This is a genomic window from Nocardia sp. NPDC049707 (genome assembly GCF_040674855.1).
GTDB lineage: Bacteria > Actinomycetota > Actinomycetes > Mycobacteriales > Mycobacteriaceae > Nocardia.
On record NZ_JBFANN010000052.1, the window covers coordinates 16,538 to 40,425 of the forward strand.

General features: G+C 65.1%; 25 protein-coding genes. 12 read left to right on the forward strand and 13 right to left on the reverse strand.

Annotated elements, in window-relative coordinates:
* The first annotated feature begins 6 nt into the window (after window positions 1-6).
* Window positions 7-1,551, forward strand: a complete 1,545-nt coding sequence (locus tag AB0J29_RS31850) for an acyl-CoA carboxylase subunit beta (RefSeq protein WP_364794224.1) — start codon at window positions 7-9, stop codon at window positions 1,549-1,551.
* Window positions 1,552-1,611: 60 nt separating this feature from the next.
* Here the strand turns inward: AB0J29_RS31850 and AB0J29_RS31855 are convergent, their stop codons facing one another.
* Window positions 1,612-2,109, reverse strand: coding sequence for a peptidylprolyl isomerase (locus tag AB0J29_RS31855; protein ID WP_364794226.1), 498 nt, complete (start codon window positions 2,107-2,109; stop codon window positions 1,612-1,614).
* A gap of 359 nt (window positions 2,110-2,468) precedes the next feature.
* On the opposite strand from AB0J29_RS31855, the gene AB0J29_RS31860 reads away from it, so the two are divergent.
* Window positions 2,469-5,813: an arabinosyltransferase domain-containing protein gene (locus AB0J29_RS31860; RefSeq protein ID WP_364794261.1), complete on the forward strand. Its 3,345-nt coding sequence runs from the start codon at window positions 2,469-2,471 to the stop codon at window positions 5,811-5,813.
* 223 nt (window positions 5,814-6,036) lie between these two features.
* Here AB0J29_RS31860 and AB0J29_RS31865 read toward each other — a convergent pair whose 3' ends face one another.
* Both AB0J29_RS31865 and AB0J29_RS31870 read right to left on the reverse strand, forming a co-directional pair.
* Entirely contained in the window at window positions 6,037-6,198 is a 162-nt protein-coding gene (locus tag AB0J29_RS31865; RefSeq protein ID WP_364794228.1) for a hypothetical protein, read from the reverse strand.
* Window positions 6,199-6,262: 64 nt separating this feature from the next.
* Window positions 6,263-6,664 carry a helix-turn-helix domain-containing protein gene (locus AB0J29_RS31870; RefSeq protein WP_364794230.1) on the reverse strand — a complete coding sequence of 134 codons (402 nt, stop codon included), beginning with the start codon at window positions 6,662-6,664 and terminating at the stop codon, window positions 6,263-6,265.
* A gap of 111 nt (window positions 6,665-6,775) precedes the next feature.
* Here AB0J29_RS31870 and AB0J29_RS31875 point away from each other — a divergent pair, with 111 nt between their 5' ends.
* Entirely contained in the window at window positions 6,776-7,705 is a 930-nt protein-coding gene (locus tag AB0J29_RS31875) for an NADP-dependent oxidoreductase (protein WP_364794232.1), read from the forward strand.
* 360 nt (window positions 7,706-8,065) lie between these two features.
* Here the strand turns inward: AB0J29_RS31875 and AB0J29_RS31880 are convergent, their stop codons facing one another.
* From AB0J29_RS31880 to AB0J29_RS31895, 4 genes are all read right to left on the reverse strand, one after another.
* On the reverse strand, window positions 8,066-8,287 hold the full coding sequence (locus AB0J29_RS31880) for a hypothetical protein (RefSeq protein ID WP_364794234.1): 222 nt from the start codon (window positions 8,285-8,287) through the stop codon (window positions 8,066-8,068).
* A gap of 247 nt (window positions 8,288-8,534) precedes the next feature.
* A complete protein-coding gene (locus tag AB0J29_RS31885) occupies window positions 8,535-8,816 on the reverse strand; it encodes a hypothetical protein (RefSeq protein WP_364794235.1) in 282 nt (93 codons plus the stop codon).
* Between the two features lie 38 nt (window positions 8,817-8,854).
* On the reverse strand, window positions 8,855-9,448 hold the full coding sequence (locus AB0J29_RS31890; protein ID WP_364794236.1) for a hypothetical protein: 594 nt from the start codon (window positions 9,446-9,448) through the stop codon (window positions 8,855-8,857).
* 206 nt (window positions 9,449-9,654) lie between these two features.
* On the reverse strand, window positions 9,655-10,830 hold the full coding sequence (locus tag AB0J29_RS31895; protein WP_364794237.1) for a helix-turn-helix transcriptional regulator: 1,176 nt from the start codon (window positions 10,828-10,830) through the stop codon (window positions 9,655-9,657).
* Between the two features lie 331 nt (window positions 10,831-11,161).
* Between AB0J29_RS31895 and AB0J29_RS31900 the strand changes: the two genes are divergently transcribed.
* Together AB0J29_RS31900 and AB0J29_RS31905 are read left to right on the forward strand one after the other, a co-directional pair.
* On the forward strand, window positions 11,162-11,398 hold the full coding sequence (locus tag AB0J29_RS31900; protein WP_364794238.1) for a hypothetical protein: 237 nt from the start codon (window positions 11,162-11,164) through the stop codon (window positions 11,396-11,398).
* A gap of 137 nt (window positions 11,399-11,535) precedes the next feature.
* Entirely contained in the window at window positions 11,536-11,943 is a 408-nt protein-coding gene (locus AB0J29_RS31905) for a hypothetical protein (RefSeq protein ID WP_364794239.1), read from the forward strand.
* Here the strand turns inward: AB0J29_RS31905 and AB0J29_RS31910 are convergent.
* Window positions 11,927-12,400 (reverse strand): NUDIX hydrolase, encoded by a 474-nt coding sequence (locus AB0J29_RS31910; RefSeq protein WP_364794240.1) that lies wholly within the window; start codon window positions 12,398-12,400, stop codon window positions 11,927-11,929. The two genes, AB0J29_RS31905 and AB0J29_RS31910, sit on opposite strands and share 17 nt — an antisense overlap.
* Window positions 12,401-12,515: 115 nt before the next feature.
* Here AB0J29_RS31910 and AB0J29_RS31915 point away from each other — a divergent pair, with 115 nt between their 5' ends.
* Window positions 12,516-12,899, forward strand: a complete 384-nt coding sequence (locus tag AB0J29_RS31915; RefSeq protein ID WP_364794241.1) for a Scr1 family TA system antitoxin-like transcriptional regulator — start codon at window positions 12,516-12,518, stop codon at window positions 12,897-12,899.
* 257 nt (window positions 12,900-13,156) lie between these two features.
* Entirely contained in the window at window positions 13,157-13,876 is a 720-nt protein-coding gene (locus AB0J29_RS31920) for a DUF3558 domain-containing protein (protein ID WP_364794242.1), read from the forward strand.
* A gap of 259 nt (window positions 13,877-14,135) precedes the next feature.
* Here AB0J29_RS31920 and AB0J29_RS31925 read toward each other — a convergent pair whose 3' ends face one another.
* The 4 genes from AB0J29_RS31925 to AB0J29_RS31940 form a co-directional block, all read right to left on the reverse strand.
* Entirely contained in the window at window positions 14,136-14,372 is a 237-nt protein-coding gene (locus AB0J29_RS31925; RefSeq protein WP_364794243.1) for a hypothetical protein, read from the reverse strand.
* 243 nt (window positions 14,373-14,615) lie between these two features.
* On the reverse strand, window positions 14,616-14,945 hold the full coding sequence (locus tag AB0J29_RS31930) for a DUF6247 family protein (RefSeq protein WP_364794244.1): 330 nt from the start codon (window positions 14,943-14,945) through the stop codon (window positions 14,616-14,618).
* A gap of 130 nt (window positions 14,946-15,075) precedes the next feature.
* Complete coding sequence (locus AB0J29_RS31935) at window positions 15,076-18,360, reverse strand: arabinosyltransferase domain-containing protein (protein ID WP_364794245.1); 3,285 nt, start codon at window positions 18,358-18,360, stop codon at window positions 15,076-15,078.
* Between the two features lie 69 nt (window positions 18,361-18,429).
* Window positions 18,430-20,268 (reverse strand): glycosyl transferase, encoded by a 1,839-nt coding sequence (locus AB0J29_RS31940; protein WP_364794246.1) that lies wholly within the window; start codon window positions 20,266-20,268, stop codon window positions 18,430-18,432.
* A 56-nt stretch (window positions 20,269-20,324) separates the two neighbouring features.
* On the opposite strand from AB0J29_RS31940, the gene AB0J29_RS31945 reads away from it, so the two are divergent.
* On the forward strand, window positions 20,325-20,540 hold the full coding sequence (locus AB0J29_RS31945) for a hypothetical protein (RefSeq protein ID WP_364794247.1): 216 nt from the start codon (window positions 20,325-20,327) through the stop codon (window positions 20,538-20,540).
* Window positions 20,541-20,597: 57 nt separating this feature from the next.
* Here the strand turns inward: AB0J29_RS31945 and AB0J29_RS31950 are convergent, their stop codons facing one another.
* Window positions 20,598-21,191 carry a TetR/AcrR family transcriptional regulator gene (locus AB0J29_RS31950; protein ID WP_364794248.1) on the reverse strand — a complete coding sequence of 198 codons (594 nt, stop codon included), beginning with the start codon at window positions 21,189-21,191 and terminating at the stop codon, window positions 20,598-20,600.
* A gap of 52 nt (window positions 21,192-21,243) precedes the next feature.
* Here AB0J29_RS31950 and AB0J29_RS31955 point away from each other — a divergent pair, with 52 nt between their 5' ends.
* The 4 genes from AB0J29_RS31955 to AB0J29_RS31970 all read left to right on the forward strand — a co-directional run bounded on the left by AB0J29_RS31955 (window position 21,244) and on the right by AB0J29_RS31970 (window position 23,706).
* Complete coding sequence (locus AB0J29_RS31955; protein WP_364794249.1) at window positions 21,244-22,134, forward strand: SDR family oxidoreductase; 891 nt, start codon at window positions 21,244-21,246, stop codon at window positions 22,132-22,134.
* 177 nt (window positions 22,135-22,311) lie between these two features.
* Window positions 22,312-22,482, forward strand: coding sequence for a three-helix bundle dimerization domain-containing protein (locus tag AB0J29_RS31960; RefSeq protein WP_364794250.1), 171 nt, complete (start codon window positions 22,312-22,314; stop codon window positions 22,480-22,482).
* Window positions 22,479-23,237 carry a hypothetical protein gene (locus AB0J29_RS31965; RefSeq protein ID WP_364794251.1) on the forward strand — a complete coding sequence of 253 codons (759 nt, stop codon included), beginning with the start codon at window positions 22,479-22,481 and terminating at the stop codon, window positions 23,235-23,237. The genes AB0J29_RS31960 and AB0J29_RS31965 overlap by 4 nt, the downstream gene beginning before the upstream one ends.
* Window positions 23,238-23,253: 16 nt before the next feature.
* Complete coding sequence (locus AB0J29_RS31970; RefSeq protein WP_364794252.1) at window positions 23,254-23,706, forward strand: hypothetical protein; 453 nt, start codon at window positions 23,254-23,256, stop codon at window positions 23,704-23,706.
* Window positions 23,707-23,888: the final 182 nt, after the last annotated feature.

Sequence of the window (23,888 nt, forward strand, 5' to 3'; positions counted from 1 at the left end):
AGAGAAGTGAGCACTACTGCCGAGAAACTCGCCGATCTGCGCAAAAGACTGGAACTAGCGCATGAACCGGCGGGCGAAGCGGGGGTGGCGAAGCGGGCCAAGAAGGGTATTCCGAGCGCCCGGGACCGGATCGATATGCTGCTCGATCCGGGCACCTTCGTGGAAATCGGTGCGCTGGTACGCAAGCCGGGTGATCCGACGGCGCTGTACGGCGACGGCGTGGTCACCGGGCACGGCCTCGTCGAGGGCAGGCCGGTGGCGGTTTTCTCGCACGACCAGACCGTCTACGGCGGTTCGGTCGGAGAGATGTTCGGCCGCAAGGTTGCCGCCGTCCTGGAATTCGCGAACAAGGTCGGCTGCCCGGTGGTCGGCATCAACGACTCCGGCGGCGCCCGGGTGCAGGAGGCGGTGACCTCACTGGCCTGGTACGCCGAGCTGGGGTTGCGGGTGGAGCCGCTGTCCGGGATGGTGCCGCAGGTCTCGATGATTCTGGGCAAATGCGCGGGCGGGGCGGTGTACGCACCGATCAATACCGACGTGGTGGTGGCCACCGACGAGGCCTACATGTTCGTCACCGGGCCGGCTGTGATCCGCGAGGTCACCGGCGAGGATGTCAGCCTCGAGGAACTCGGCGGCGCCGAGAGCCAAGCGCAGTACGGCAATATCCATCATGTCGCCAAGGATGAGCAGGCCGCGTTCGAATGGGTGCGCGCGTATCTGGGCTTCCTGCCGACGAGCTGCATGGAACGGCCGCCGGTCGTGAATCCGGGGCTGGAGCCGGAGATCACCGCATCGGATCTGGAACTGAATTCGATTGTCCCGGACTCGGATAACGCCGGGTACGACATGCACGACATCCTGTTGCGCATATTCGACGACGGTGATTTCCACGAGATCGGCGCATCGGCGGCGCGCAATATCATCATCGGATTCGCGCGGGTGGACGGCCGCAGCGTCGGTGTGGTCGCGAATCAGCCGATGGTGTACGCGGGTGCGCTCGACGCCAAGGCCTCGGATAAGGCTTCGCACTTCGTGCGGATGTGCGACGCGTTCGAGATTCCACTCGTATTCGTTGTCGACACACCGGGATTCCTACCCGGTGTGGAACAGGAGAAGATCGGCGTCATCAAGCGCGGCGGCCGCTTCCTGTTCTCCTACGTCGAGGCCACCGTGCCGAAGGTGACCGTGGTAATCCGCAAGTCCTACGGCGGTGGCTACGCGGTGATGGGTTCGAAACAGCTCGGTGCGGATGTGAATCTGGCCTGGCCGACCGCGCGGATCGCGGTCATGGGTGCGGAAAGTGCGGTCAGTCTGACCGGCCGCAAGCAGATGCAGGCGGTACCGGAGGATCAGCGCGCCGCGGTGCGCCAGCAGATGATCGACTTCTACAACGCGAACGTCGCCACCCCGTGGGTCGCCGCCGAGCGCGGCTATATAGACGCCGTCATCGAACCGTCGACCACTCGCCTGGAACTGCGCCGCGCCCTGCACCTGCTGCGCGACAAAAAGCTGATTCGCAACCCACGCAAACACCACCTGCTGCCGCTGTAGCCGGAATCGGGCCGCATCCCCGACGGGGTGCGGCCCGATTCTGTTCCGTGGCAGCGGAAGTCAGGCGAGAGTCGCCGACTCGATGATGACGTCGTCCTGCGGCACGTCCTGGTGCATGCCCGCCGAGCTGGTGGACACCGCGGCGATCTTGTCGACCACTTCGGAGCCCTCGGCGACCTTGCCGAATACCGCGTAGCCCCAGCCCTGCGGGGTCGGCGCGGAATGGTTCAGGAAGCCGTTGTCGGAGACATTGATGAAGAACTGTGCGGTGGCCGAGTGCGGGTCATTGGTGCGGGCCATCGCGACGGTGTACTTGTCGTTCTTCAGGCCGTTGTTCGCTTCGTTCTGAATCGGGGCCTGCGTACCCTTCTGCCGCATATCGGGGGTGAAGCCACCGCCCTGGATCATGAAACCCGGAATGACGCGGTGGAAGATGGTGCCGTTGTAGTGGCCGGCGTTCACATAATTCACGAAGTTCGCGACGCTGTTCGGGGCCTTCGCGTCGTCGAGCTCGAGCACGATCTGTCCGTGGTTGGTTTCGAGATTCACCTTTGTCATACCCCCCACCTTTCCATCCTCCGGCAGCTGGTCAGCAGTTCGGGCCAGAGTGCGATCCGCAACCACTGTCTCTGCGTCGGTGAGTTCGCCACCATCCGCTGGAGCATGACCAAAGAATCGGACCCCAGGTTTCGAGCGAAGCGAGATCGAGCATGTGCCGTTCGCGGCCCGGCTTGCGTCCGCGCCGGAGGCGCGGCCATCAAACACAGCCGAGTGGCCGAAGCGCTTACGACGGAGTCGTATGTCTCGGCCGCTCGGACGCAAGCCACCCAGGGGCCGCGAACACGTCGCGGCGGAGCCGCGGCCATCAAACACAGCGGATACCATTGCCAACCGTGCCCGACGCCGCTACTGCTGTCTTGACGAAACCGCCCGCCACGCCCGAAGTCGCACCGAGCGATTTCCGAACCGCGCGCCTCGTCGCGCTGGTCACCGGCGTGCTCGGTGCGTTGTTCGCGCTGGCTGCTCCGTTCTTACCGGTCAGCCAGACCACCGCGACGCTGAATTGGCCCCAGGACGGCGCCCTCAACAGTGTGCAGGCGCCGCTCATGTCGCAGGTGCCGATCGATCTGACCGCGAGCATTCCGTGTTCGGCGCTCGAGCAGCTGCCCAGTTACGGCGGGATGCTGCTGGCCACCGCGCCGCCGCAGGGCGACCGGGCATCGCTCGAGGCGATGTTCGTGCGGGTCTCGGACACCTCGGTGGACGTGGTCGACCGCAATGCCGTGGTCGCCTCGGCCGAGCGCGCACAGCTCGGCGGGTGCACGTCGATCACCATCAGCTCCGATATCAATCGGACCAAGGCGTCGTTCGACGGTGTGACCACGATGATCGAGCGGCCGGTCGAGGGCGCGGCGCCCGGGACGACGCAGAAGGTCGAGGTACCGCTCGAGGGGCAGCTGAGCGGTGATCTGCGGCCGCAGGTGGTCGGCGTCTTCACCGATCTGAAGGGCGCGGTGCCCACCGGTCTTTCGTTCCACATGACGGTGGACACCCGGTTCTCCTCCAGCCCGACCCCGGTCAAGTTGATCGCGATGATCGCGGCGGTGCTGTGCACGCTGATCGCACTCGGCGCACTGGCTCGGCTCGACAGCGGCGACGGGCGTGGGCACCGCCGGTTCCTGCCCGCCAACTGGCTGAAGCCGACGTGGGCGGACGGCGCGATCATCGGCACCCTGCTGCTGTGGCATTTCGTCGGCGCCAACACCTCCGACGACGGCTACATCCTGAGCATGGTGCGGGTGGCGCCGCACGCGGGCTATATGGCCAACTACTTCCGCTGGTACGGCGTGCCGGAGGCGCCGTTCGGCTGGTACTACTACGTCATCCAGGCATTCTCGGAGATCTCCACCGCGAGTCCGTGGGTCCGGTTGCCCGCGCTGTTCTGCGCGATTCTGTGCTGGCTGGTGATCAGCCGCGAGGTGGTGCCCCGGCTCGGGCGCGGGGTGCGCAACAGCAAGGTGGCGCTGTGGACCGGTGGGCTGGTCTTCCTGGCGTTCTGGCTGCCGTTCGACAACGGTCTGCGCTCGGAGCCGATCGTCACGCTCGGCGCGCTGCTGACCTGGGTGTCGATCGAGCGGGCCATCGCGACGGGTCGGCTGCTGCCCGCGGCGATGGCGATTCTGGTGGCCGCGTTCACCCTCGCGGCGGCGCCGACTGGTCTGATGTGTGTGGCGGCGCTGCTCGCCGGTATCCGGCCGCTCGTGCGGATCGTGGTGCGGCGGCATCGGCAGTTCGCGGCGCAGGGTATCGGCAAGTGGGGTTCTACGCTGCCGCTGCTCGCGCCGATCGCGGCGGCCGGTCTGCTGGTGCTGATCGTGGTCTACAGCGACCAGACTTTCGCCGGTATCCAGGAGGCCAACCGGGTGCGGCAGGTGACCGGCCCGAATCTGGCCTGGTATGAGGACTACCTGCGCTACTACTACCTGTTCGTGGAGACCGTCGACGGCTCGCTGCCGCGCCGCTTCGCCTTCCTGATCATGCTGCTGTGCCTGTTCACCACGATGTTGGTGCTGTTGCGGCGCAGGCAGGTGCCAGGCATCGCCAGCGGTCCGACCTGGCGGTTGATGGGCGTGGTCATCGGAACCATCTTCTTCATGATGTTCAACCCGACGAAGTGGACCCACCACTTCGGCGCGTACGCGGGCATCGCCGGATCACTGGCCGCGGTGACCGCGGTGGCGGTTTCGGCAAGTGCGTTGCGGGCCAGGAAGAATCGGGCGATCTTCCTCGCCGGACTGCTGTTCGTGCTCGCGATGGCGTTCTCGGGCATCAACGGCTACTGGTACGTGTCCAGCTTCGGCGTGCCGTGGTTCGACAAGCCGATCTCGCTGCACGGCCACCAGTCGAACACGGTGATGCTGGTGCTGTTCGCGCTGGCACTGGCGCTGGTCGCCTGGTCGGCGCTGCGCGAGGACTACGCCAAGCCGCAGCCGTCGGCGAAGTCGGTGCGCGGCAAGCGGATTCGCAAGTTCGCCGCCATCCCGCTGACCGTCGTCGCCGCGCTGATGGTGCTGCTCGAGGTGTTCTCACTGGTCAAGGGCGCGGTGGCGCAGTACCCGGCCTATTCGCTGGCGCGCTCGAATTTCGATGCGGTGCAGGGTAGTTCGTGCGGTCTCGCCAATGACGTGCTGGTGGAATCGGATGTGAACAAGGGCAATGGCATGCTCACGCCGATCATCGATCCGGCGAATCCGCCGAAGAACGGTGATCCGCTGGCCGGCGCCGATCCGGTCGGCTTCGATCCGAACGGTGTGCCGGAGAAGCTCAGCGCCGACACCATCGAGGTGAAGCCGGGCACCGGCAATACCTCCACCCAGTCGGTCGGTCCGGTCGGCGCGGACGGTCAGAACGCCGGCACCGACGGCGGTTACGGCGCGACCGGTGTCAACGGCAGTCGAGCCACCCTGCCGTTCGGGCTCGATCCGGCCACCACGCCGGTGATGGGCAGTTATCAGCAGGGCGTGCAGCAGCCCGCGCATCTGGTCTCCAGCTGGTATCAGCTGGCGCCGCGCTCGGATGATCGTCCGCTGGTGGTCATTTCGGCCGCGGGCCGCATCCTGTCCATCGACGACACCGGTGACACCAAGTACGGCCAGTCGCTGACCGTCGACTACGGCAAGCACCAGCCCGACGGCAGTGTGCAGATGCTCGGCACCTACCTGCCGCGCGATATCGGTCCGTTCCCGTCGTGGCGCAATCTGCGCATCCCGCTCGACGAGATCGCGCCCGATGCCGACGCGGTGCGCATCGTCGCCAATGACCCGATTCTGATCGGCGATCAATGGCTGGCGTTCACCCCGCCGCGGATGCCGAAGTTGACCACGCTCAACAGCTTTATCGGCTCCGAGCAGCCGGTGCTGCTGGACTGGGCAGTCGGGCTGCAGTTCCCGTGCCAGCGACCGCTGGACCACAAGAACGGGGTGGCCGAGGTGCCCGGTTACCGGATCCTGCCGGACCGGCCGCTGGCCATCAGCTCGACGAATACCTGGCAGGCCGAGGAATTCGGTGGCCCGCTCGGCTACAGCCAGATGCTGGCGAAGTCGAGCACCATTCCGACGTACCTGAAGAACGACTGGGCGCGGGACTGGGGTTCGCTGGAGCGGTACGACCAGTACTACCCGAATGCGGTTCCGGCCAAGTTGGATACGGGTACGGCCAGCCGTTCGGGGCTTTGGTCGCCCGGACAACTGCGCGTGTTCTAGTTCGTGAGACAGACAGGCCCGTCGAAATCGGCGGGCCTGCTCTCGTTTTCGGGGACCGGGGTGTACTCAGCGTCCACTTGTGTCCGGATTCCGAGAGAGCCACAGAATCCTGAGGTGGGTGGGCGCTCAGGCCAACAGCGTCCCGCAATGACGAAAGGCCGCGGCGTCGGCTGTAATGGCCGACGCAACGGCCTGGTGGATGGTGTTCGGTGATTCGGCGGGCTCAGACCTTCGTCATACGAACGCCCAGTTCGCGACGGAGTAGCTCCTGCGGGGTTTGGCGGGATAACACACGCAGCACCGCCGGTCGAAGCTCCCGTTGTTCATCTTCGGTGAGCAGTCCGACGAGGTCGCGCAGATCCATATCATCGAAGGCCGCGGTCATGAATAAAAGGTTACGGCCAGCTTCACGGGTGGGAAGGCTTTCGCGACCAACATTTACGACATGGTCACGCTGGTTCACCGTCGTAACGTGTACGGGCCGCCAGCACTTCGTCCATACGCTCTTCGGCCCACATTTTTATGGCGCGCATCACGGGCTGCAGGCTGTGACCGAGCGCGGTGAGTTCGTAATCGACGCGGACAGGCACCTCGGCGGTGATCCGGCGTTCGAGTAGGCCGTCGCGTTCGAGGGTGCGCAGGGTTTGGGTGAGCATTTTGGGGCTGACGCCGGAGATGATGCGGTTGATCTCCGCGTAGCGCAGCGGGCCGTCCGCCAGGGCGTTGAGTATCAGGCTGACCCATTTGTCGCTGATCCGGTCCAGTAGTTGGCGGGTCGGGCATTCAGCCACATAGGCGTCGTATTGCTGTTTTGCCAGGTCGCGGCGTTGTGCCGCGGTCGTTGTCGCCATCTGCTTCCTCCACTGCCCGTTACGCACTTGTGGGTAACTACTACCTAATGCATAGTGGATCGCCCTAGATTTGTCGACGAATTCGTATTTCGACAAGCAATGAGGAGCGTCATGCGTGCAGTAGTAGTCCGTCGACCAGGTCCGGAGGCCCTCGCGGAGCTCGTCGAGGTACCGACGCCCGAGCCGGGGCCCGGTGCGGTTCGGGTGAAAGTCGCTGCGGCAACGGTCAATCCGGTGGACCTCATGGTCCGCACCGGCGTCGGTGGGACCCCGTTCGCCGCCCCGCGTGACCAGTGGGGGGTCGGATGGGATGTCGCCGGTGTCATCGACGCCGTGGGTGCCGGTGTCGATTTCACGGTGGGGCAGCGGGTGATCGGTATCAGCGACCGTCTCGACGTGTCATTGGCCGCCCAAGCCGACTACGTCGTGCTCGAAGCCCAAAATGTCGCCCCCGCACCGACTTCCGTACCGGCGACCGCCGCGGCGACCATCCCGCTCAACGGCCTCACCGCCCTGCAGGCCCTGGCCGCCCTCGACCTGACCGCCACCGATTCCCTCCTCATCACCGGCGCGGCAGGCGCGGTAGGCGGCTTCGCCGTGGAAATCGCCGCCGCCCGGGGCATTCGAGTTATCGCCGCCGCGTCGGCAGCCGATGAGCCCACCGTTCGAGCCCTCGGCGCTACTGACTTCATCCCGCGCGAAGCGGACCTTCCGAATGCCGTTCGAGCCCTCGTCCCCGGCGGCGTGACTGCGGCCCTCGACGCCGCCGCCCTCGGCCCCGATGCCCTCGCCGCTGTCCGCGCCCGTGGCCGCTTCGTCTCCATCAGCGTCCCCACCACCCCGATCCCCCTGCGCGGCACCGAGGTAACCACCGTCCTGGTCCACGCCGACCGCTCGCAACTAGACGAACTTGTCGCCTTGGTCGACAACGGCCACCTCACCCTCCGCGTAGCCGAAACCTATCCCTTGGATCAGGTCGTAACCGCCCAGCGCCGCCTGGCGGCAGGAGGCCTACGCGGCCGCCTTGTTCTTATCCCATGATCGTGCCGGGCGCTCGGGAGAGATATGCACGACTTATCGGCTGGAGTGTGCCCTGCCCCGACGCAATGGACCATCGCGCCCGCCTGATCGATCACCTGCTATCGGGCCCGGATCGGGTCGGCTTTCTTCTGCCCGTCGGACATTGCCTTCAGCGAGTTGTCAGCTGGCTAGCTCATGGCTAGCCAGCTTCACCTCCGCCGCTAAAGGCGGTGACTGGGCATGAGCCGGAGACGGGTACGACCGTAGCCGACGCCTCGAATTGTGGTCACCGGGCGTGAAAACGGCATAGCCGGGGCCGGCGTTCGCTGGGCTTGCTGTCGCAACCAGGAAGCCTGCGGCTGCGGCCAGGGCAGGCGAGTATCAGCTTCTTCGGTGTACCGACTTTGCGCGACATGCATACTCCCCCTGTGGGATCGGTTCGACATCGATATCGACCGGTAGCCCCTCGGCGATCGTGGTGATATCAAGATCCCCGCGAGCGTCTGACAGATGGAACCAAACCAGCGTGTTGTCGGCGTCGTCGAGCTTGATCACGCCGGTACCGTTACGTGGTTTCCAGCGCCACACTGTGCCGGTTTCCATCTTTGCCCCCTCCAGTCGCGGCCTACTCGGCCGCGTTCAATGATCGCTCGAAAGCACCTCGCGCCGAGTCGATTTCATAGCTAACGCATCGAGCTTATGCCGCTGAGTCTCCTCGACTTGTTCCCGCCGAGCGGGCGTCGGTACGTCGCCGATTCTGAATGCCCTAAGTCATCTTCACTCACTTTGTGATTGCTAACCAGCCTGGGCGGTCGTCGACCCACACGTCCGGTCGGGCGAATCAGACGCCCTACCGCTCGACATACGCGCCGGGGCGGAGCGCCCCCGCCTCGACCAGGGTCCAGAACGCTTCATGTTTCGCGCCGCATGAGTCGGCGTCGCAGTTGATGCGCTGACGGAATACGCGGCGCGCTTCGTCGACGCTGTACGGATGGTGCGGTGCACGGTGGCATTGGTCGCGAGCGATACGGGCGAGTATTTCCGGGGCGGGGCGTTCACCATCGACGTGCACCGGGCGGTCGATGAGGTACGGCAGTACGTAGAAGAGCACGACACCCAACGTCAGAACCACGGCGACTGTGGCGCAAACAATTCCAGTAGTGGACACAGCTATTCGACCTCCGCGTCGCCGATCGAGATCGGCTCGACTCTGATCACGGCGTGTTCGTCGAAATCGTGGCGGTCATCCAATGCGACGGCGAACGTCCGGCCGATAAACCCGTGGTCGTCAACTGGCGCCCATGATCCGTCGATGTACTGCAACCAGCCCGCCGGGCGATCGGTTCTGGCGTTGGCGTCGCGCAACGCGAGAACGATTGCATCGCCTGCGCGCTCGATATCGGCCGTGCAGTAGCGGCAAATACCGGTGTCCGGCTCGGCATCCTCATAGGTGCAGCGGGGGCAGAGCTTCGCTCTCGGCTCACCGAGCGCCATGACACGCCCCTCAGGTGGTTCACGCTCACCGATGCCGGAGGACTCGACACCCCGGCGCCGGGACGACACTCCGGTCGCAGGTAGATGTGCCCATTCGCGAACCGCTTCCGCGAACAGCTCAACCACATCGCCCGGTGCACCGCTGTAGGTACCGGGCGGGCCGAGGAAGGGATCACGTTGCGGCAGTTGTGAATTAGCCCGTTTGATCAGCACCGAGAGTTCGGCGTGCTCGTCGTCCGACCCCATGCCTTTGCCCTCCAAGCTCGTCATTGATGAGCACCCGACGCCGAGGGCTTCAATGCCACCGACCACGGGGCTCACATCGCGGTCGGGATGCCGGATAAGGGGTATGGGTTTCGGTCATCACCCGGCGTCGGGGCTATCGCAAGCCTCGCGCCGTGGGTGGGAAGGTGTCTGTGTCACTTCTGGAATCAGTTCACCGAAAGTGACACAAAAATATGTGATGAGCAGCGAATTCAGTACTCGAGACGGACCAGCTCGGCCAGCTCGCGCATGTCGTCGGTGAGGGTGCGACGCTGCTGGACGATCGTCGCGAGGATGTCACGCGCATAGCGCTGCTGCGCAAGCCATTCCGGTGCTGCCGTGCGGAGCTGCTGCAATGTGTGCATGGCTTCGCCGTACTGGCGTAACTGGGTGTGCGCGTTGGCGACGTCGAGCCGGTGCCGGAGCCGACCGGCCGCTGTCGGCGAGAGTACTGCTGTCGGCAGGCTTTCCGCGATGGCGAGCGTCTTGCTCGGCTGCTCGGCGATTACCGCGCATTCGCCGGTGATCTGCGCGACCGTCACAGGCCCGAACAACCTATTCGGATTCGGGTCATACAGCACCTCGCGGCCGATCCGGTCGGCTGCTGCACGCGCCAAGCTCAGCGCATCTTCGGTCTCGCCGGGCGAGTTGTCCCGTACACCAACGTTCGCGACGTACAGCCACAGCCGACCCCACAGCGCGAGTTGTGAAACCGTGGCGCGCGAGAACCGCGGCTCGATGTCGTCGGCCCACTTGACTGCCAACTCGCGGGCAATGTCGAGCCTGCCTTGACGGAGGGCAGACCACACGAGAACATTCACCGCGCCGACCGCTATTCCGCGTTCAGGGGCGGCATCGATGGCTTGGTCCAATGTCATTGCCGCAATATCGAATTGCCGATTCTGCGTCAGCATCCAGCCGGTCATGCTGAGCAGGCGGGCGCGTATCGCGCGGCCTTCGCGATCGGTAAGAGCGTCGGCATCGCGAAGCAGTGCCGGAAGCACCGCCGAGAGCTCCCCGTACCGGTGCTCGTCGATCATCGGCATCAGTGCCTCGTACGCTGCGTGCACACCTGCGTTCGTCGGCTGCTCGTCGATTGTGTCGTTCGCGTCCAGACCGGCGAGTGCTCGGCGTACAGGCTCCCAGATATCCGACGTTTCGGCGTCGGCGTACTCGGCGTCGGCGTGTCCACCCTGAAGCGTCGACGTACGCGTCCGGAGTGCGATAGCGAGCTTTCGTAATGTCTCCAGACGGACACTTGCCCGGTCGCCCTGCTCGAGCTTCCGAATCAACGACAGTGAAACGCCAGAGTTGCTTGCCAATTCGCGCTGGCTCAATCCCCGCCGCTTCCGCGTTGACTTAAGTCGGTCCCCGAGATCCGCACTCATGTCCACCACGCTACGGCTGTTTCACGACCACGTCACTGGGCCGGTCTGGAGACTTCTGGTCCTCCGCACTGCGCGCGTGCTGCGGGCAGTTAGCCCAGCAGGTCCCTGCTGGCATCAGCCGTCGCGGATGGGATCTGTCCAAACCCGGCGAAATCCTTTGTATCCCGAAGTGCCGCATCGAGGCCCCTGCGCGATTGGGTGTAAGTGCGACCTATCCGCGTAAAATAGCCTGCGCGCCGTTCGATCAGCGAGCTGACCGTCGGCACCGGAGTCGGTACCCGCAGCATTCGGGGGATTGCACGGGATGCGCCACCGCTGTAACGTCCACCGTATGCAGGCTGAGGGGGTGCACACTGCGCGAGGGAAGATCTGGCGCTGGAACAGAAAGCGTGCAACTGGGATTGTGGAATCCATGACTGGTGGCCAAATCTGGTTCGGCTTGGATTCTCTGCGCGGAAGAAACTTCGACGAAATCAATATCGGGGATATTGTTGACGTCGATTACGAATTCGCTCAACAGGATTCCCACGATCGACGTGCTGTACTTATAAACTGGGTTGAAGCCTAGACACGTTCAGATCATCAGCAGCGCCGAAACAGCCTGAATTGCAACGAAACTGGCTGGTTGCAGAGTTCACTTGAGCCTGCGACGGCCTGACGTCACGGTCTGCCGCGCGGTTGGACGAATCGTCCTGTGCGACATCCTTGAACGCCGCCGAGCGTGCGTTCGGCCGCGGAGATTCCGGCCGCCCCGAATGGCTGGACTACTTCGATGGTGCGTACCTGTCAGCCAAGACCGCGCACTGCTTTCGGGATTTGGGCGACCTCGCCCGTGCGGCTCGCTATGCCGAACAATCCCTCGACATGTCCGACGGCTATCTGCGAGGCCGGGCATTCAACCTGTGCCTGCTGGCATCAGCCGTCGCGGATGCGGATCCACATGAGGCGGTCCGCATCGGCAACGAGGCGCTTGATCTGGTGGGCAGCCTCGAGTCCCGGCGTAGCTACTCCTACCTTCGCGAGGTCCGGTTCTGCCTCGCGCCGTACGACGAACTCGACGACGTCGCAGACTTCCGTCAGCGCGTGCTCGCCGCGACTAGAGCGACAGACTGATAGCGCGGTACAGCGCGACGACAGTCGCGGCGCCGACAATCTCTTCGCGGTCGATCATTGCGACCGCATCCGGTAGCGGGATCCACTCGATCCGCTCGGCCTCGTTGATGTCCGGCTGATTGTCGGTCAAGTCGGCGCCATGCGCAAGGTAGATCAACTGCGGCTGATCGAGCGTGCCGATCGCGGGCTGGTAGGTGACCAGGTGTTCCATCGTGCGCGGCCGCCAGCCGGTCTCTTCTTCGACTTCCCGAGCCGCCGCCACTGCAACGTCCTCGGCACCGTCGACATAGCCCCCGGGCAGCTCCCACACCCAACGGTCGATGATGAACCGATGGCGATACATCAACAACGCCTCGCGCTTGTCGTTCAGTACCAGGGTCATCGCGCATCGCGGCATCCGCGCCACGTACTGCGTGAACCTGACACCGTCGGGAAGCTCGACATCAACGGTGGACAATCGGATATGTCGATTCTCGTCGACGAGGCGCTCGCCATGAATCGTCCACTGGGTCGGCTCACAAGTCGAAGGTAGCAATCAATCGCGCCTAGTTCGCTGCCATGGCCGCCCGTTGATGGAACTGACGACGAAACACCACGGGGACCGCCGGTTTCACGTCCTGTTAGCCGAGCAGGCGCTACTGACGACCGTTGGCAACGATTCGGTGATGATAGGCCAGCTCGACCGCCTGCTCGTCGCCGCAGGCCTCCCTCGTGTCACCCTTGGCATCGTCCCGGCCATCGCCGAGATTCCGCAGCAGACAACCAATTTCGTGATGTTCGACGATCGCATGACCACCGTGGAAACCATCACGGCCGAGCTTACCGTCACCCAGCCACGCGAGATCGTGACCTATGGGCGAACATTCGACATGCTCGCCAAGTTGTCCGTCACCGGTGACTTCGCCCGCGCGTTGATCCTGGCCGCCGTCGATCGCAGACGAACGACGTCTCAGTAGCGCGGCTACGCGAGCACTGCGTCGACATCGACCAGGCCCGGCGCAGGAGCGACGGGCCGCGAGGCCGCGCATAACATCGACTTCCGCTGTGACGCCGCGAATCTCGCGGAGGGCCGCGACCAATCCACCGCAGGCCAAGCAGACGCGCACCCACGCTCCAGCTACAGTCGGACCGGCACAGCACCCGTCGGTGCGAGCAAAGGGGGCCGATCCAACGGCCGGTCAGCCACCCAGCCTGACAGGGGGACGATTCGAACGTGACTCAGCGCCAGAGTGCATTCGCAGTACGCCGATCACGACGGCTCGGGCAGACTTCCCGGACGGCACCGGCAACAGCTGTCGGCCTCCTCGCTGTCATCGGGCTGCTCGCCGCGTGCAGCACCACCGAGACCGTCGATACCGCACCCGGTACCACCATCGGTGCGTCCGCCGGCCCCGAGTCCTCGACTCCACCGTCCGGGCCAACCCCGGGGTCGGCGGCTATCAAGGTGCCGGTGCTGCCCGCAGCCGACCAGGTCGTGCCCCGGATTGTCGCGTTCGACCCGTGCTTCCGCGTCAATGATTCGCTCATCGACCAAGTCGGCTTCGATCCGGACACCCGCGAACGCTATGCCGCCGAGGTTACGTCCATGCTGACCTTGACACACATCGGCTGCACTTTCCTCCGGTCCCAGACGGTCAACGGACAATCGGCGCTCACTGGCTCCCTCTCCATCACCACCAGCACGAAAAAGTTGGCGGAGGTCAGCGGCTCCGAGCGGAACGAGGTCATCGACTCCAACCCGATCAACGGTCGACCGGCCGTTGTCTACCGATCACCGTTGACCATCCCCACCTGCGATGCCGCCGTCGAGTCACCGGACGGAACGCTCGTGGTCTCGCTGACCGTCCCGCCCGCGCCCGTCCCCGTAGCCGAGCCATGCGGCCAGATCCGTGAGGTGGCCACCGTCATGGCGACGGCGCTCGACAGCAACTGAATAAGTGATTTCAACTCGATGAGTGAACCAACATCGAAACCCAAGGGATCACTCAGTGGTCGACAACATCAAACCAATTTTGGACTAAGAGAGAACTACTCGAACGTCCGCACAAGGATCGCGTTGACCACGTCAACGCCCGGCTAACGTTCGGATCGTCAGCAGCGCCGAAACGGCCTGAACTGCAACGAAACTGGCTGACCGCCGAGTTCACTTGGGGCGATGGACGGTTCTCATCCCCTCGCCCCTCGAATTGTGTTCAGGCCGAAAGAAGTTGACTCACGCGCTGGTGGGAAGTGCCGATCAGTGCCGCTATATCGCGCACGGGCAGCCGCTTTGCGGCCAGCGCCGCCGACTTCGCCGTGGTCTGCTCTTGAATGTCATCGGCCTTGGCGCGCAGTTCCTCTGACCGTCCCAGCGCCTCGGTTGACGCCGCGTCTTCGGTATCCGCTCTGACCAGCTCAGCGAAACTATCGCCGCCGGTCAGCCGAGCCATTGCACGAGCAGCAAATGAACCTCACGTTGCTGCTCGAGCACAAGGTAGACGACCTGACCCGCAGAGCCGGGCCGAACAGTTAGTAGCGGACTGCGCCGTCGGGGTTGGCCGCGTGCTGTGGATGTCCAGCTCGAGGTTGCAGCTCTAGCACGGTCAGCACTTCCGCGTAGTCCGCCAGCGCTGGAACCGGAAGTGCCGCGACCTGTTCGAACGTTTCCGGGTCTGGGATTATTCGGTACAACCTCAGCTGACCTGTCGTCGTGCGATCAGTGCCCGCATATCCTCGATAGAACCTGCGCCCGGATTGGCCCCGAACCGCTGGATCTGCTCAGCCTTGGCCTGTAACCGGAAGTAGGCGCCGGGCTCGCGCACCTCGGTGAATGCGATATGCCGCCATTTGGTCAGCAGTTCGAGGATGCCGGAAAGTTCCTTGCTGTTCTTGGCCCCGTCCAGCACGATTTCCCACTCGTGATCGAACTCGGCGAGCAGTGTGGGAGTCAGCGCCGCACGGATCGCTGCCGGTTCCGACGCGGGGAAAGTCACGGGTTCGGACAACGGTGCGGGAGAAGCCATCCCCCACCATAGCCGCCGATGTCGTCAAACGGCGGCGTCTGGGGCACGCTCCAGCCGTACTACCGTGCAACGGGCGTGCAGGTCAGCGCGCGATGACACGCATGGAGCCGACGGGGAGTCAGCCCACGCGCTATCGGGCTCGGATCGGGTCGGACTTCTTCCAGCCGTTGACCGTTGCGACGGTTGTCGCGATGGTCGCGGGTTCGGCGGTGGGGTCGTAGGGGGTGAATTGTTCCAGGGAGCCCCAGTCTCGCGACCAGTCGTGGTTGAGGTAAGTGGGGATGGTTTGGGATTTCAGGAGTAGACCGGTCCAGCCGAGGGGGCCGCCGCCGATATCGTCCTGCCAGGCATTGGAGGCGTCGGAGCCGACGCGGTCGGGCAGGATGCGCCAGCGGGGGACCTCGGCGACGCCGTCGTGGTGGTCGAACGGGCGCTGGCAGGGGAAGGCCAGGCCGACGTGCCAGTCCAGCAGGACCGGAGCGGTTTCGCCGACAACGGAATTCAGCGTGACCAGATGCGGCAGCCGGGGCGGGGTGACGGCCAACCACTGCTTCTGGGTGATGTCGTTGTCGACCGCGACCAAGCGCACCGCGTTCACTCCGGCGGGCAGCTTGTCCAGTGGCACACGGAGATTGCGCCAGGACGGTGCGGGTCCGATATCGAGCGGATCCACCGAACCCAGCGTCTGTACCTCGCCGTCCGCCCCGCGCACGCCGTACTCGAGATGCAACTCCTGCCCGTAGGTGACCACACCGTCGGCATCGACCGAGCGGATCCGGCCCGCCGCGGTAATGGCGAGCACCTGGTAGGCCGGGTCGTTGCGCATGCTTTCGGTCACATCGAGCCGGTACCACTGCGAGGTGAGCTTGGCCTGCTGCTGGTCGGCCCCCTCCTGGTAGCTGCCCATGATCGGGGTCCGCGCCGGATCCAGACCGAACGGCAATGCCACTGTGCTGCCGGTGATTCCGGCCTGCTGACTGGTGCCGCCACCGGTGCCCGCACCGGTTGTGTTGGTGGTCTTGTTCTTCGAATCCTTGTTCACCGAGTTCGCACCGCCGGTCACCGTTTCCTCGGCATCGGCGGTGAGGTCGGCGGCCACTCCGTTGGGCGTGAATCCCTTTGATTCCGCGGCCAATCCGTCGGCGGGGGAGCCGGTGTAGGGAAGCAGCAATGAACTCGCGGTGTCGGTCTCCACCAGCACCTCGTTGGCGAGCGCACAGGTATTGCCGTTCAGCGATTCGAGATTCGACTTGGCGATCGAGTACGCCGGGTACTGCGTGACCGCGGCCTTGGCCAGCGACGCCACCTCGAACAGCACGAGCAGCGCCGCCGCGATCGTCAACGGTGCGGAGGCGTAACGTTCGAAACGGCTTGGCGCATCGGTCTTCTCGCGATACGGCTCGCGATAGTGCAGCCACACCGCGACGATCAGTGCCACCCCACTGAGCCCAAGGAACAGCGTGGACAGGCCCTTACCCGCGAGCAGTGGCGCCTTGTCCCACCACGGCACACCGTAACTGGATACATACCACCAGCCATTGGAGCCGGTGAAGGTGATCGCCAGCAGGAACAACACCGCCGCCGCGAACAGCGCCCGGTTGCGTGGCGAGCGAATCCCATTGGCACCCACCGCGACCGCCGCCAGCGCCGCCAATGACCCGGCCAGCCCGGCGTATACGCCGAAGTGGTGGGTCCACTTGGTCGGCGTGAACATCATGAACAGCAGCGAGGCGAAGACTATGCCGAGAATCCGCACCGACGGCCCGCGCGAGGTCCCCGGAATCCGGCCCTTGCGCAGCACCTGCAGCACACAGACCAGCAGGCACAGCAGCATGACCAGCACACCGAACCGCCGCGCCAGCGATCCGTCCGGTGAGAGCATCAGCAGCGAATCCCACCGCGTCCGCTCGTCGAACCAGGCCACATTCGGCCCGACGAGGGTGCGCACCCGAGTCGCTTCCATGACCGTCGCCAGCGTCTGATCGGCGAAAACGACCACCAGCACGAGTGTTCCGGCGGCGAGCCCCGGTGCCAGCAATGCGGCATACCGGAAGAACGTGGCCGAGCGCGAGGTGCTGCGGTCGGTCCCATCCGCGAGTGAGCCCGCGGCATCACGCGCTCGCCGAATAATGATCTGTAGCACCGGCCGCGAACCCGCGATCAGTGCGGCCACACAGATCAGCCCCGTCGGACCGGCGGCCAGCGAGAACCCGGCGATCAGCACCCCCACCGCGGCGGGCAGCAGCCGTCCGGTCGCAATGGCCCGCTCGATCGAGCACCAGGTCAGCAGCGCACCCGCGGCGATCAGCGGTTCGGGTCGCAGTCCGTTGTCGTAGGGCAGCCAGAAGGCGAGGAAGACCAGGCCGGCGGTCCACAGCGCCACCTTGTTCCTGCGCACCCGAGCGCCCAAGCGCGGCAGCACCTCTCGGCTGATCACCATCCAGCACACGATTCCGGCGGCCAGCGTCGGCAGCCGAATCCACGGGCTGGCATCGGAGATCTTGGTCATCCAGGCCAGCACCTCGTAGGACCAGCCGAACGGCGCCTCGGGCACCGCGAACCACCGGTAGTAGTTGGCCATGTATCCGGAATGCTCCGAGGCACGCGCCATATTCAGGATGTATCCGTCATCGGAGGTGTTCGCGCCGATGAAATGCCAGAGCACCAGGATGCCGAGTATCGCCGCATCGGCCAGGGTGAACCGCCACCAATGCGCGGGCAGGAACCGGCGCGCCCGCCGACCATCGGCATTGTCGAGCAGGTGCAAGGCGACCAGCGCGATAATCGTGCAGATCGCCGCGGCGGTCATCGCACCCAGCTTCAGCGCGGACGGAGTCGACGAGAAGCGGGAATCGATATCGGCGTGCAGCTTCGCACCAGCGAGCTTCGCGGCGTCGAGATCGGTGAAGACGCCGACCACCTGCGGACGGATATCGCGCGTGACGGTGTTGCGGAAGGGCGTACCGTCCTGACGCTTCGCACCGACGAATTCGACCGAAGTCGCCGCCGCCGAGGTAGTGATGGTGACGGCCTCGCAGCCGGCGATCTCCGCGACCGGCGCGGACAACAGCGGCACATCACGCTGCAGCACCGCGAGCGTGCCATCGGTGACCGAGACGATCAGTCCCTTGGCACTGGCCTGACCCGAGGCGTGCGGAATCGTCGACAGCACGGTGCCCGATCCGGCGGCGGTCACCACCGAACACGGCAGCGTCGCATTCAACCGCAGCGGCACGTACGAAACCAGCGGCGCCTCGACACTGGTACTGCCCGCCTGGGGCCAGTCGAGCGCGGCCTGATCCTGTTTCACCGGAAGCAACGGCGTCAACAGCGCCAGCACGAATCCGAGCAACCCGGAGACGAGGGCGATCAGGCGGTTGCGGGTGAACGCTGCAGAAGTTCGGTCCGGTCGCACGAGGCACCATGCTAGCCACCCGCGTTGGTGACGCTGGCCACGAGATGATCCACGGTGTGCGCTGCTCGCCTATCGTAGCGGCCGGACGTCCCAGAGCCACACGTCATCGACCTGTCGCGGCGCTATGCCGAGCAGCTGCGTCACGGTGGTGCGCAGCACCTCGGAGTTCTTGGTCGCAGGCAGGACCACCACGTCGGCCTCCCAGAAGCGCAGATCGTCCAGAGCCTGGGCGCGGGTGTCGGCGTCGATGGGCGGTACGACGCCGGAGTCCTGCGCACCGACGAGCAGGGCCGTGGTCGGGCGGAAGTCCGGTCCGTAGATGCCCTTCTTGTTCGCGCCGGTCGGGCCGACGAAATAGCCACCGGCGAGCGCGAAGTCGAAATTCGCGTCGACCTGCCAGCGCAGGGCCTGCGCCTCGGCGGGACGCGGCGGCGGCACCAGCACCACGGAACCGCCGCTCACGTACTGCTTTACCGTCCCGTTGGCGAAGAACTCCGGAGTCGGTGCGCGCTTGATCACCGGAAGGACGGTCGGGACGAGCGGAACCAAGGCCAGGGCGAGCGCCGGGAACCAGGCGAGCGGACGCCAATCGACCGGCGACTGCCGCCACCAGGTGACCGCCCGCTGGGTCGCCAGGGCCAGCACTGCCGCGATGGCCGGAATCGCGGCCATGGTCAGCCGGGTCTCCAGCACTGTATTGAGCAGCGGAACATGTTCGGCCCAGCGCCACGGCAATTCGATCCCGGTCGACTTCTTGCCGAGCATGGCCACCGCACCCAGCGACAGCACCCCGAAGACCACCATCACCGCGGTCGCGGCGCGGACCACCCGATCGCGCCACAGCAGCGCCACCGTCACGAGCAGCAACAGCAGCAGTGGCCAGCCGAAATAGGCGTTCTGCTCGGTGTCGTTCATGGACACGTACTGGCCCGGCGCGAACATTCCACCGAGCGATTCGGCGGGGAACTGCACGATGGCCTTGAGATCGTTGCCCATCGGCCCGTGGTCGATCGAGCGATAGCTCTGTGGCCCGAAGAACTGCCACCACAGCGGAATTTCGGTGAGCATCAAGGTGATCACCGCCGCCAACGCGACGGTCGGGGCGAGCGCGCGGACCACCCGCCAGCCCGTGCGCGGTGTGTGCAGGTAGTACCCGACACCGAAAAGTCCGAAGGCGAGCGCGAAGATCAGCAGCGGTTCCTCGCCGAGTGCGATCTGCGTCGCCACCAGCAGACCGAGTGCGACCGCGTCGCGAACTCGCCTGCGCGGCTTCGTATCCGCATGTGCCACCCGTCGCGCCATGCGGATCAGCAACAACGCGATCACCGGAAGCAGCACCAGCAGCACGAAATTCGGGTGCGCGTTGGCATGGGAGATCATCGCGGGCGCGAAACCGCAGAACAGTCCGCCGATCGCGGCAGCAAGCCGGGACTGCACCAGTTCCCTGGCGAACAGCCAGTACCACGCCAAGGCGGTGGAGGCGAGGCCGAGGGTGAGGACGAGTACGAAGGTGACGGTCGGTCCGAACAGCAGCGTCACCGGCGTCAACGGCACCCCGACCCCGAACATGGCCGTATTGGCCATCATGTTCACCCCGGCCGGGAAATTCTGCAGATTCGTGCCGAGCGGATTCTCCAGGTGCGCCACCGAATGCGCGGTGACCGCGAAGAACCACTCCCACATGGTCTGGTCCTGACCGCTCTTGATCAGGTACCCGCTCTGAGTATTGCGCCACTGCCCGGACAGCACCGTGAATGCCGATGCCAGATAGCCCACCGCGACGACCAGATCACTCCGATCGACCCGGAGCCGTCTGCGCTCGGCGGTGCGCTGCGCGGATCTGGCCCCGCCAGCCGTTGTCGATTCCCCTGTGACGACGCCTACTGCTGGTGGTGCCTCGACCTGCAAAACAAACTTCTCCCCGTCAGTGGTCAGATCAGCGGTCCACGGTAACCGATCCCCCGGTGAGCTGTCCCGTCTTCCCGCGCCCTGGACTGATACTCACCGCCCCAGGCTGGCATGCAGCGGACGCGGAAGATTTCGCCGATACTGTCGGAGCCATCCGGCGCGGCATGGACAGCCAGGTGTCCGACGGCGTCCAGCGGGCACTGGGTCGCCCGGCCCGCGATTTCACTGAGTTCGTCAAGGCTGTGGTCGCAGCGGGGGGCTGGAACAGCTGAACGACCAGAATCTCCGCCGCATCAGATCCACCGTCGACTACCCAAGCCAGGCAACGGCTACGTGCTACGGGCCTGCTGGTCGATCATGGACACCAGGGTGGAGACGAGTTCCTCGGCCGTGGTGTGCCACTTGTCCGCGGACAACTGCCCATTGACCTCCATGACCGTTATCCCGTGCGCGCTGGTCAGCAGTAGAGCGGCGAATCGATTGACGTGCTGTGCGCCGACCAGATCGCTGACGATGGCGAGGAATTCGTCCTGGGCGCGTTCACCTGCGAGAGTCGCCGCACCGATCGCGGCCGGATCGCCGGCCGGATAGGTGAACATCAGCAGGTACAGGTGCGGCTGCCGACGGCCGATCGTCATCAGAGCGGTCAGGGCGCGGTGCAGCTTGTCGGCCGGGGTCGCGTGTGGGTCAGCGTGCACGGCCCGCACATCGTCGGCGAGCCGGTTCAATGCCTCGGTGGCGATGGCGGTCAGCAGGCTGTCCTTGTCGGGGAAGTGCCGGTAGGGGGCCCCGCGGGTGACCCCGGCGCGCGCCCCGACCTCGCGCAAGGTAACCGCGTCCGGACCGCCGCGGTCGAGGAGAGCGGAGGCCGCGTCCAGCAGGGCGCGTCGCGTCGCGGCGGTTGATTCGACGCGGCTGACCATGCCACTCACCATACTGTTGACACTGTCATCTGAGAAACCTACCGTCTTTGAGATGACAATGTCATCTGAAAGATCGTCGGAAACCCGAGGCTGTGTCGTCGTCACCGGGGCCTCGACCGGGATCGGCGCGGCCTCCGTGCGCGAACTGGCTCACCGCGGGTTCCACGTCATCGCCGGAGTCCGCCGCGACCAGGACGCCGACGCGCTTCGCGCCGACGGCATCGAGCCGGTCATCCTCGACATCACCGAGCCGGACCACATCGCGCAGCTGGCCGCGCGCCTCCGCGGCGACTCCCGACCAGGTGCGCTGCGGGCACTCGTGAACAATGCCGCCATCCAGGTCAACGCCCCCGTCGAGACCTTGCCGTTGGCGGAGTGGCGAAAGCAGTTCGAGGTCAACCTCTTCGGTCACATCGCCGTCACCCAGGCACTGCTGCCCGCGCTGCTGTGCCACTCGGGCCGGGTGGTCAACATCAGCTCGGTCGGCGGGCGGGTCGCCATGCCCACGTACGGCCCGTACGCGGGTGCGAAGTTCGCCCTCGAGGCGGTCAGCGACTCATTGCGCAGGGAACTGGCGCCGCTGGGCGTGCACGTGGTCGTAGTCGAGCCCGGCGCGGTCCGCACGCAGATGTCGGACCGGGTCATCGCCGCCACGAATCAGCAGGCCGCCGCCATGTCACCGGATCAGCGCGACCGCTACGGCAGCCTGATCCAGGCGGTGAATGCGCATGCCGCCCACCACATTCCGAACGGCAGGACCGCCGCCGACGCGGCCCGGGTGATCGCGAAGGCCGTGACTGCCGGAAAGCCGCGCACCCGCTATACCGTGGGCCTGGACGCGGCCATGATCACCCGCCTGTCACGGGTGTTGCCGGACCGAGTGCTCGACCGCGTCCTCGCGATCAACCTCCGACCGCACTACCCGAAGGCCACCGCCGCATGATTCCCGTGGTCCTGAACGCGGCAGCTGATCATGCCTGGTTCCCGACGGTCATGACCCAGGATCGGCAGCGGGCCATTCGTCGTGGCACTACTCGATCGGGCGGGCGCCCCACAGGAACTGGTACTCGACCGGGAATGAACGGTTGACCACCCCGCACGCCCGTGATGCTCAGAAGCCATGGCAACGAATGATGAAGAACAGCAGATCGGTGAGCTCGTCAATTGCCTCAGCCGCAAATATCCCCAGCTCACGGCTGAAGCAATCGCTACGGCAGTGCGTGAAGCGCATGAGCGATTCGTTGGACGCCCGGTCCGCGACTTCGTGCCCCTTCTGTGTGAACGTCGATGAGCACCGCTCTGGGACCGGATTACGCGCTCTACGACCTGTGGAAGCCCATCGCTGCGCTCGGCGCGGTGCCGCAGTACATAACAACCACCGAACGCCGAAAGGCACTGGCCTCCAGTGGTACTGGCCGGAATGTCGGCCTGTTCGAGCTCACCCGCCGTTGGTCCTACCGTCGGCGCGGCGACTACGACGAGACGAAGAGACACCCGACATCACAATCGGGTGTCGAACCGCGCACTGCGAGAAGCGATTCCGGGGGAGCGCCAGGTGGTGTCGATCAGGCTGGGCCGGTGTGTGTCGCGGATGTCGGCGGCGAAGTAGGTGCGGAAGCCGGTCCAGCCCCGATGGAACCAGACTGCGCTTCGGTGCGTCAGAGGAGGTGTAAGAGAACCACTTCGAGCTTCGGGGGCATCATGCACAGCACCAAAACCGGACTGCAGCTGATCGGCGCGATCGCGTTTGTTGCGACGTTCGCCGCGGGCACGACAATCATCGGAATGAGTTCTGCGAGTGCCCTGCCCTCTGTCACAGCATCAGAGCCTGGATGGCAGTTCGAGTTCGCCGCCACGTACCAGGCGACGGTGTCTTGCTATTTCGAGAACCTGGACAGAACCGATGCAACTGGTCCGTTCAAATTCACTGGCACGGGAAAGTCTGAATCAGCGGCAGTGAACGACGCCAAGAGCAAGGCTCAGGCGGCCGTGCCGCAGGGTAAGAAGGTGAAGCACTGCCGCACCGAGAAAGTGCAGAAACGCTGATAGAAGGGACTACTGGATGGATGACGACGATCGCCGCGTCTGGCAGATCGCGGTGGGACTGGGACTTCCTGCGGCCACCGGACCCGGATCCCTTAGCAGCGATGAGATCCACCCGATCGCCTTGCAGCTCGAGGAGAGTGCTCACCGTGTCCGGGGACTCAACCGCATTCCGTGCTACACCGAGTTCGGTCCGGTCCTCGAACTCGACGAGTTCGCGCACCGGTTCCGCGGCGAAGAATACGACCCAGCGAAAGTGCCGGTCGAATGCACACTCGCCGTTTATGTGACCGATACCGAGCTCGACGAACTGCTGCGGACCGTGGTGGCAGACCTCGGCATCGGTGACGACGGATACTCCACCTCGGCGGGCCGAGAGGTCACGGTAGGTTTGCGGGCTATCTCGCTGGAATCACCGGACAACAGCTTCTACCGGCAGCTCGTGGACCAGTTCAATGCGGTCCAGCGGTAGCCGGGCAGTCAGGTGATATCGCCGGAGTGCTGATCGACATGGCCATCTCCACGGGGAAAGAAGCGATCGGTCCGAACTCCGTTCGAGGCCCACCGTTTCTGTCGTTCTGGGGTACACCCAATCCGACGCGCGTTGATCGGCCTGGTGTGCCATCGACGGTTGGACCCGCGTGGCCCATATGG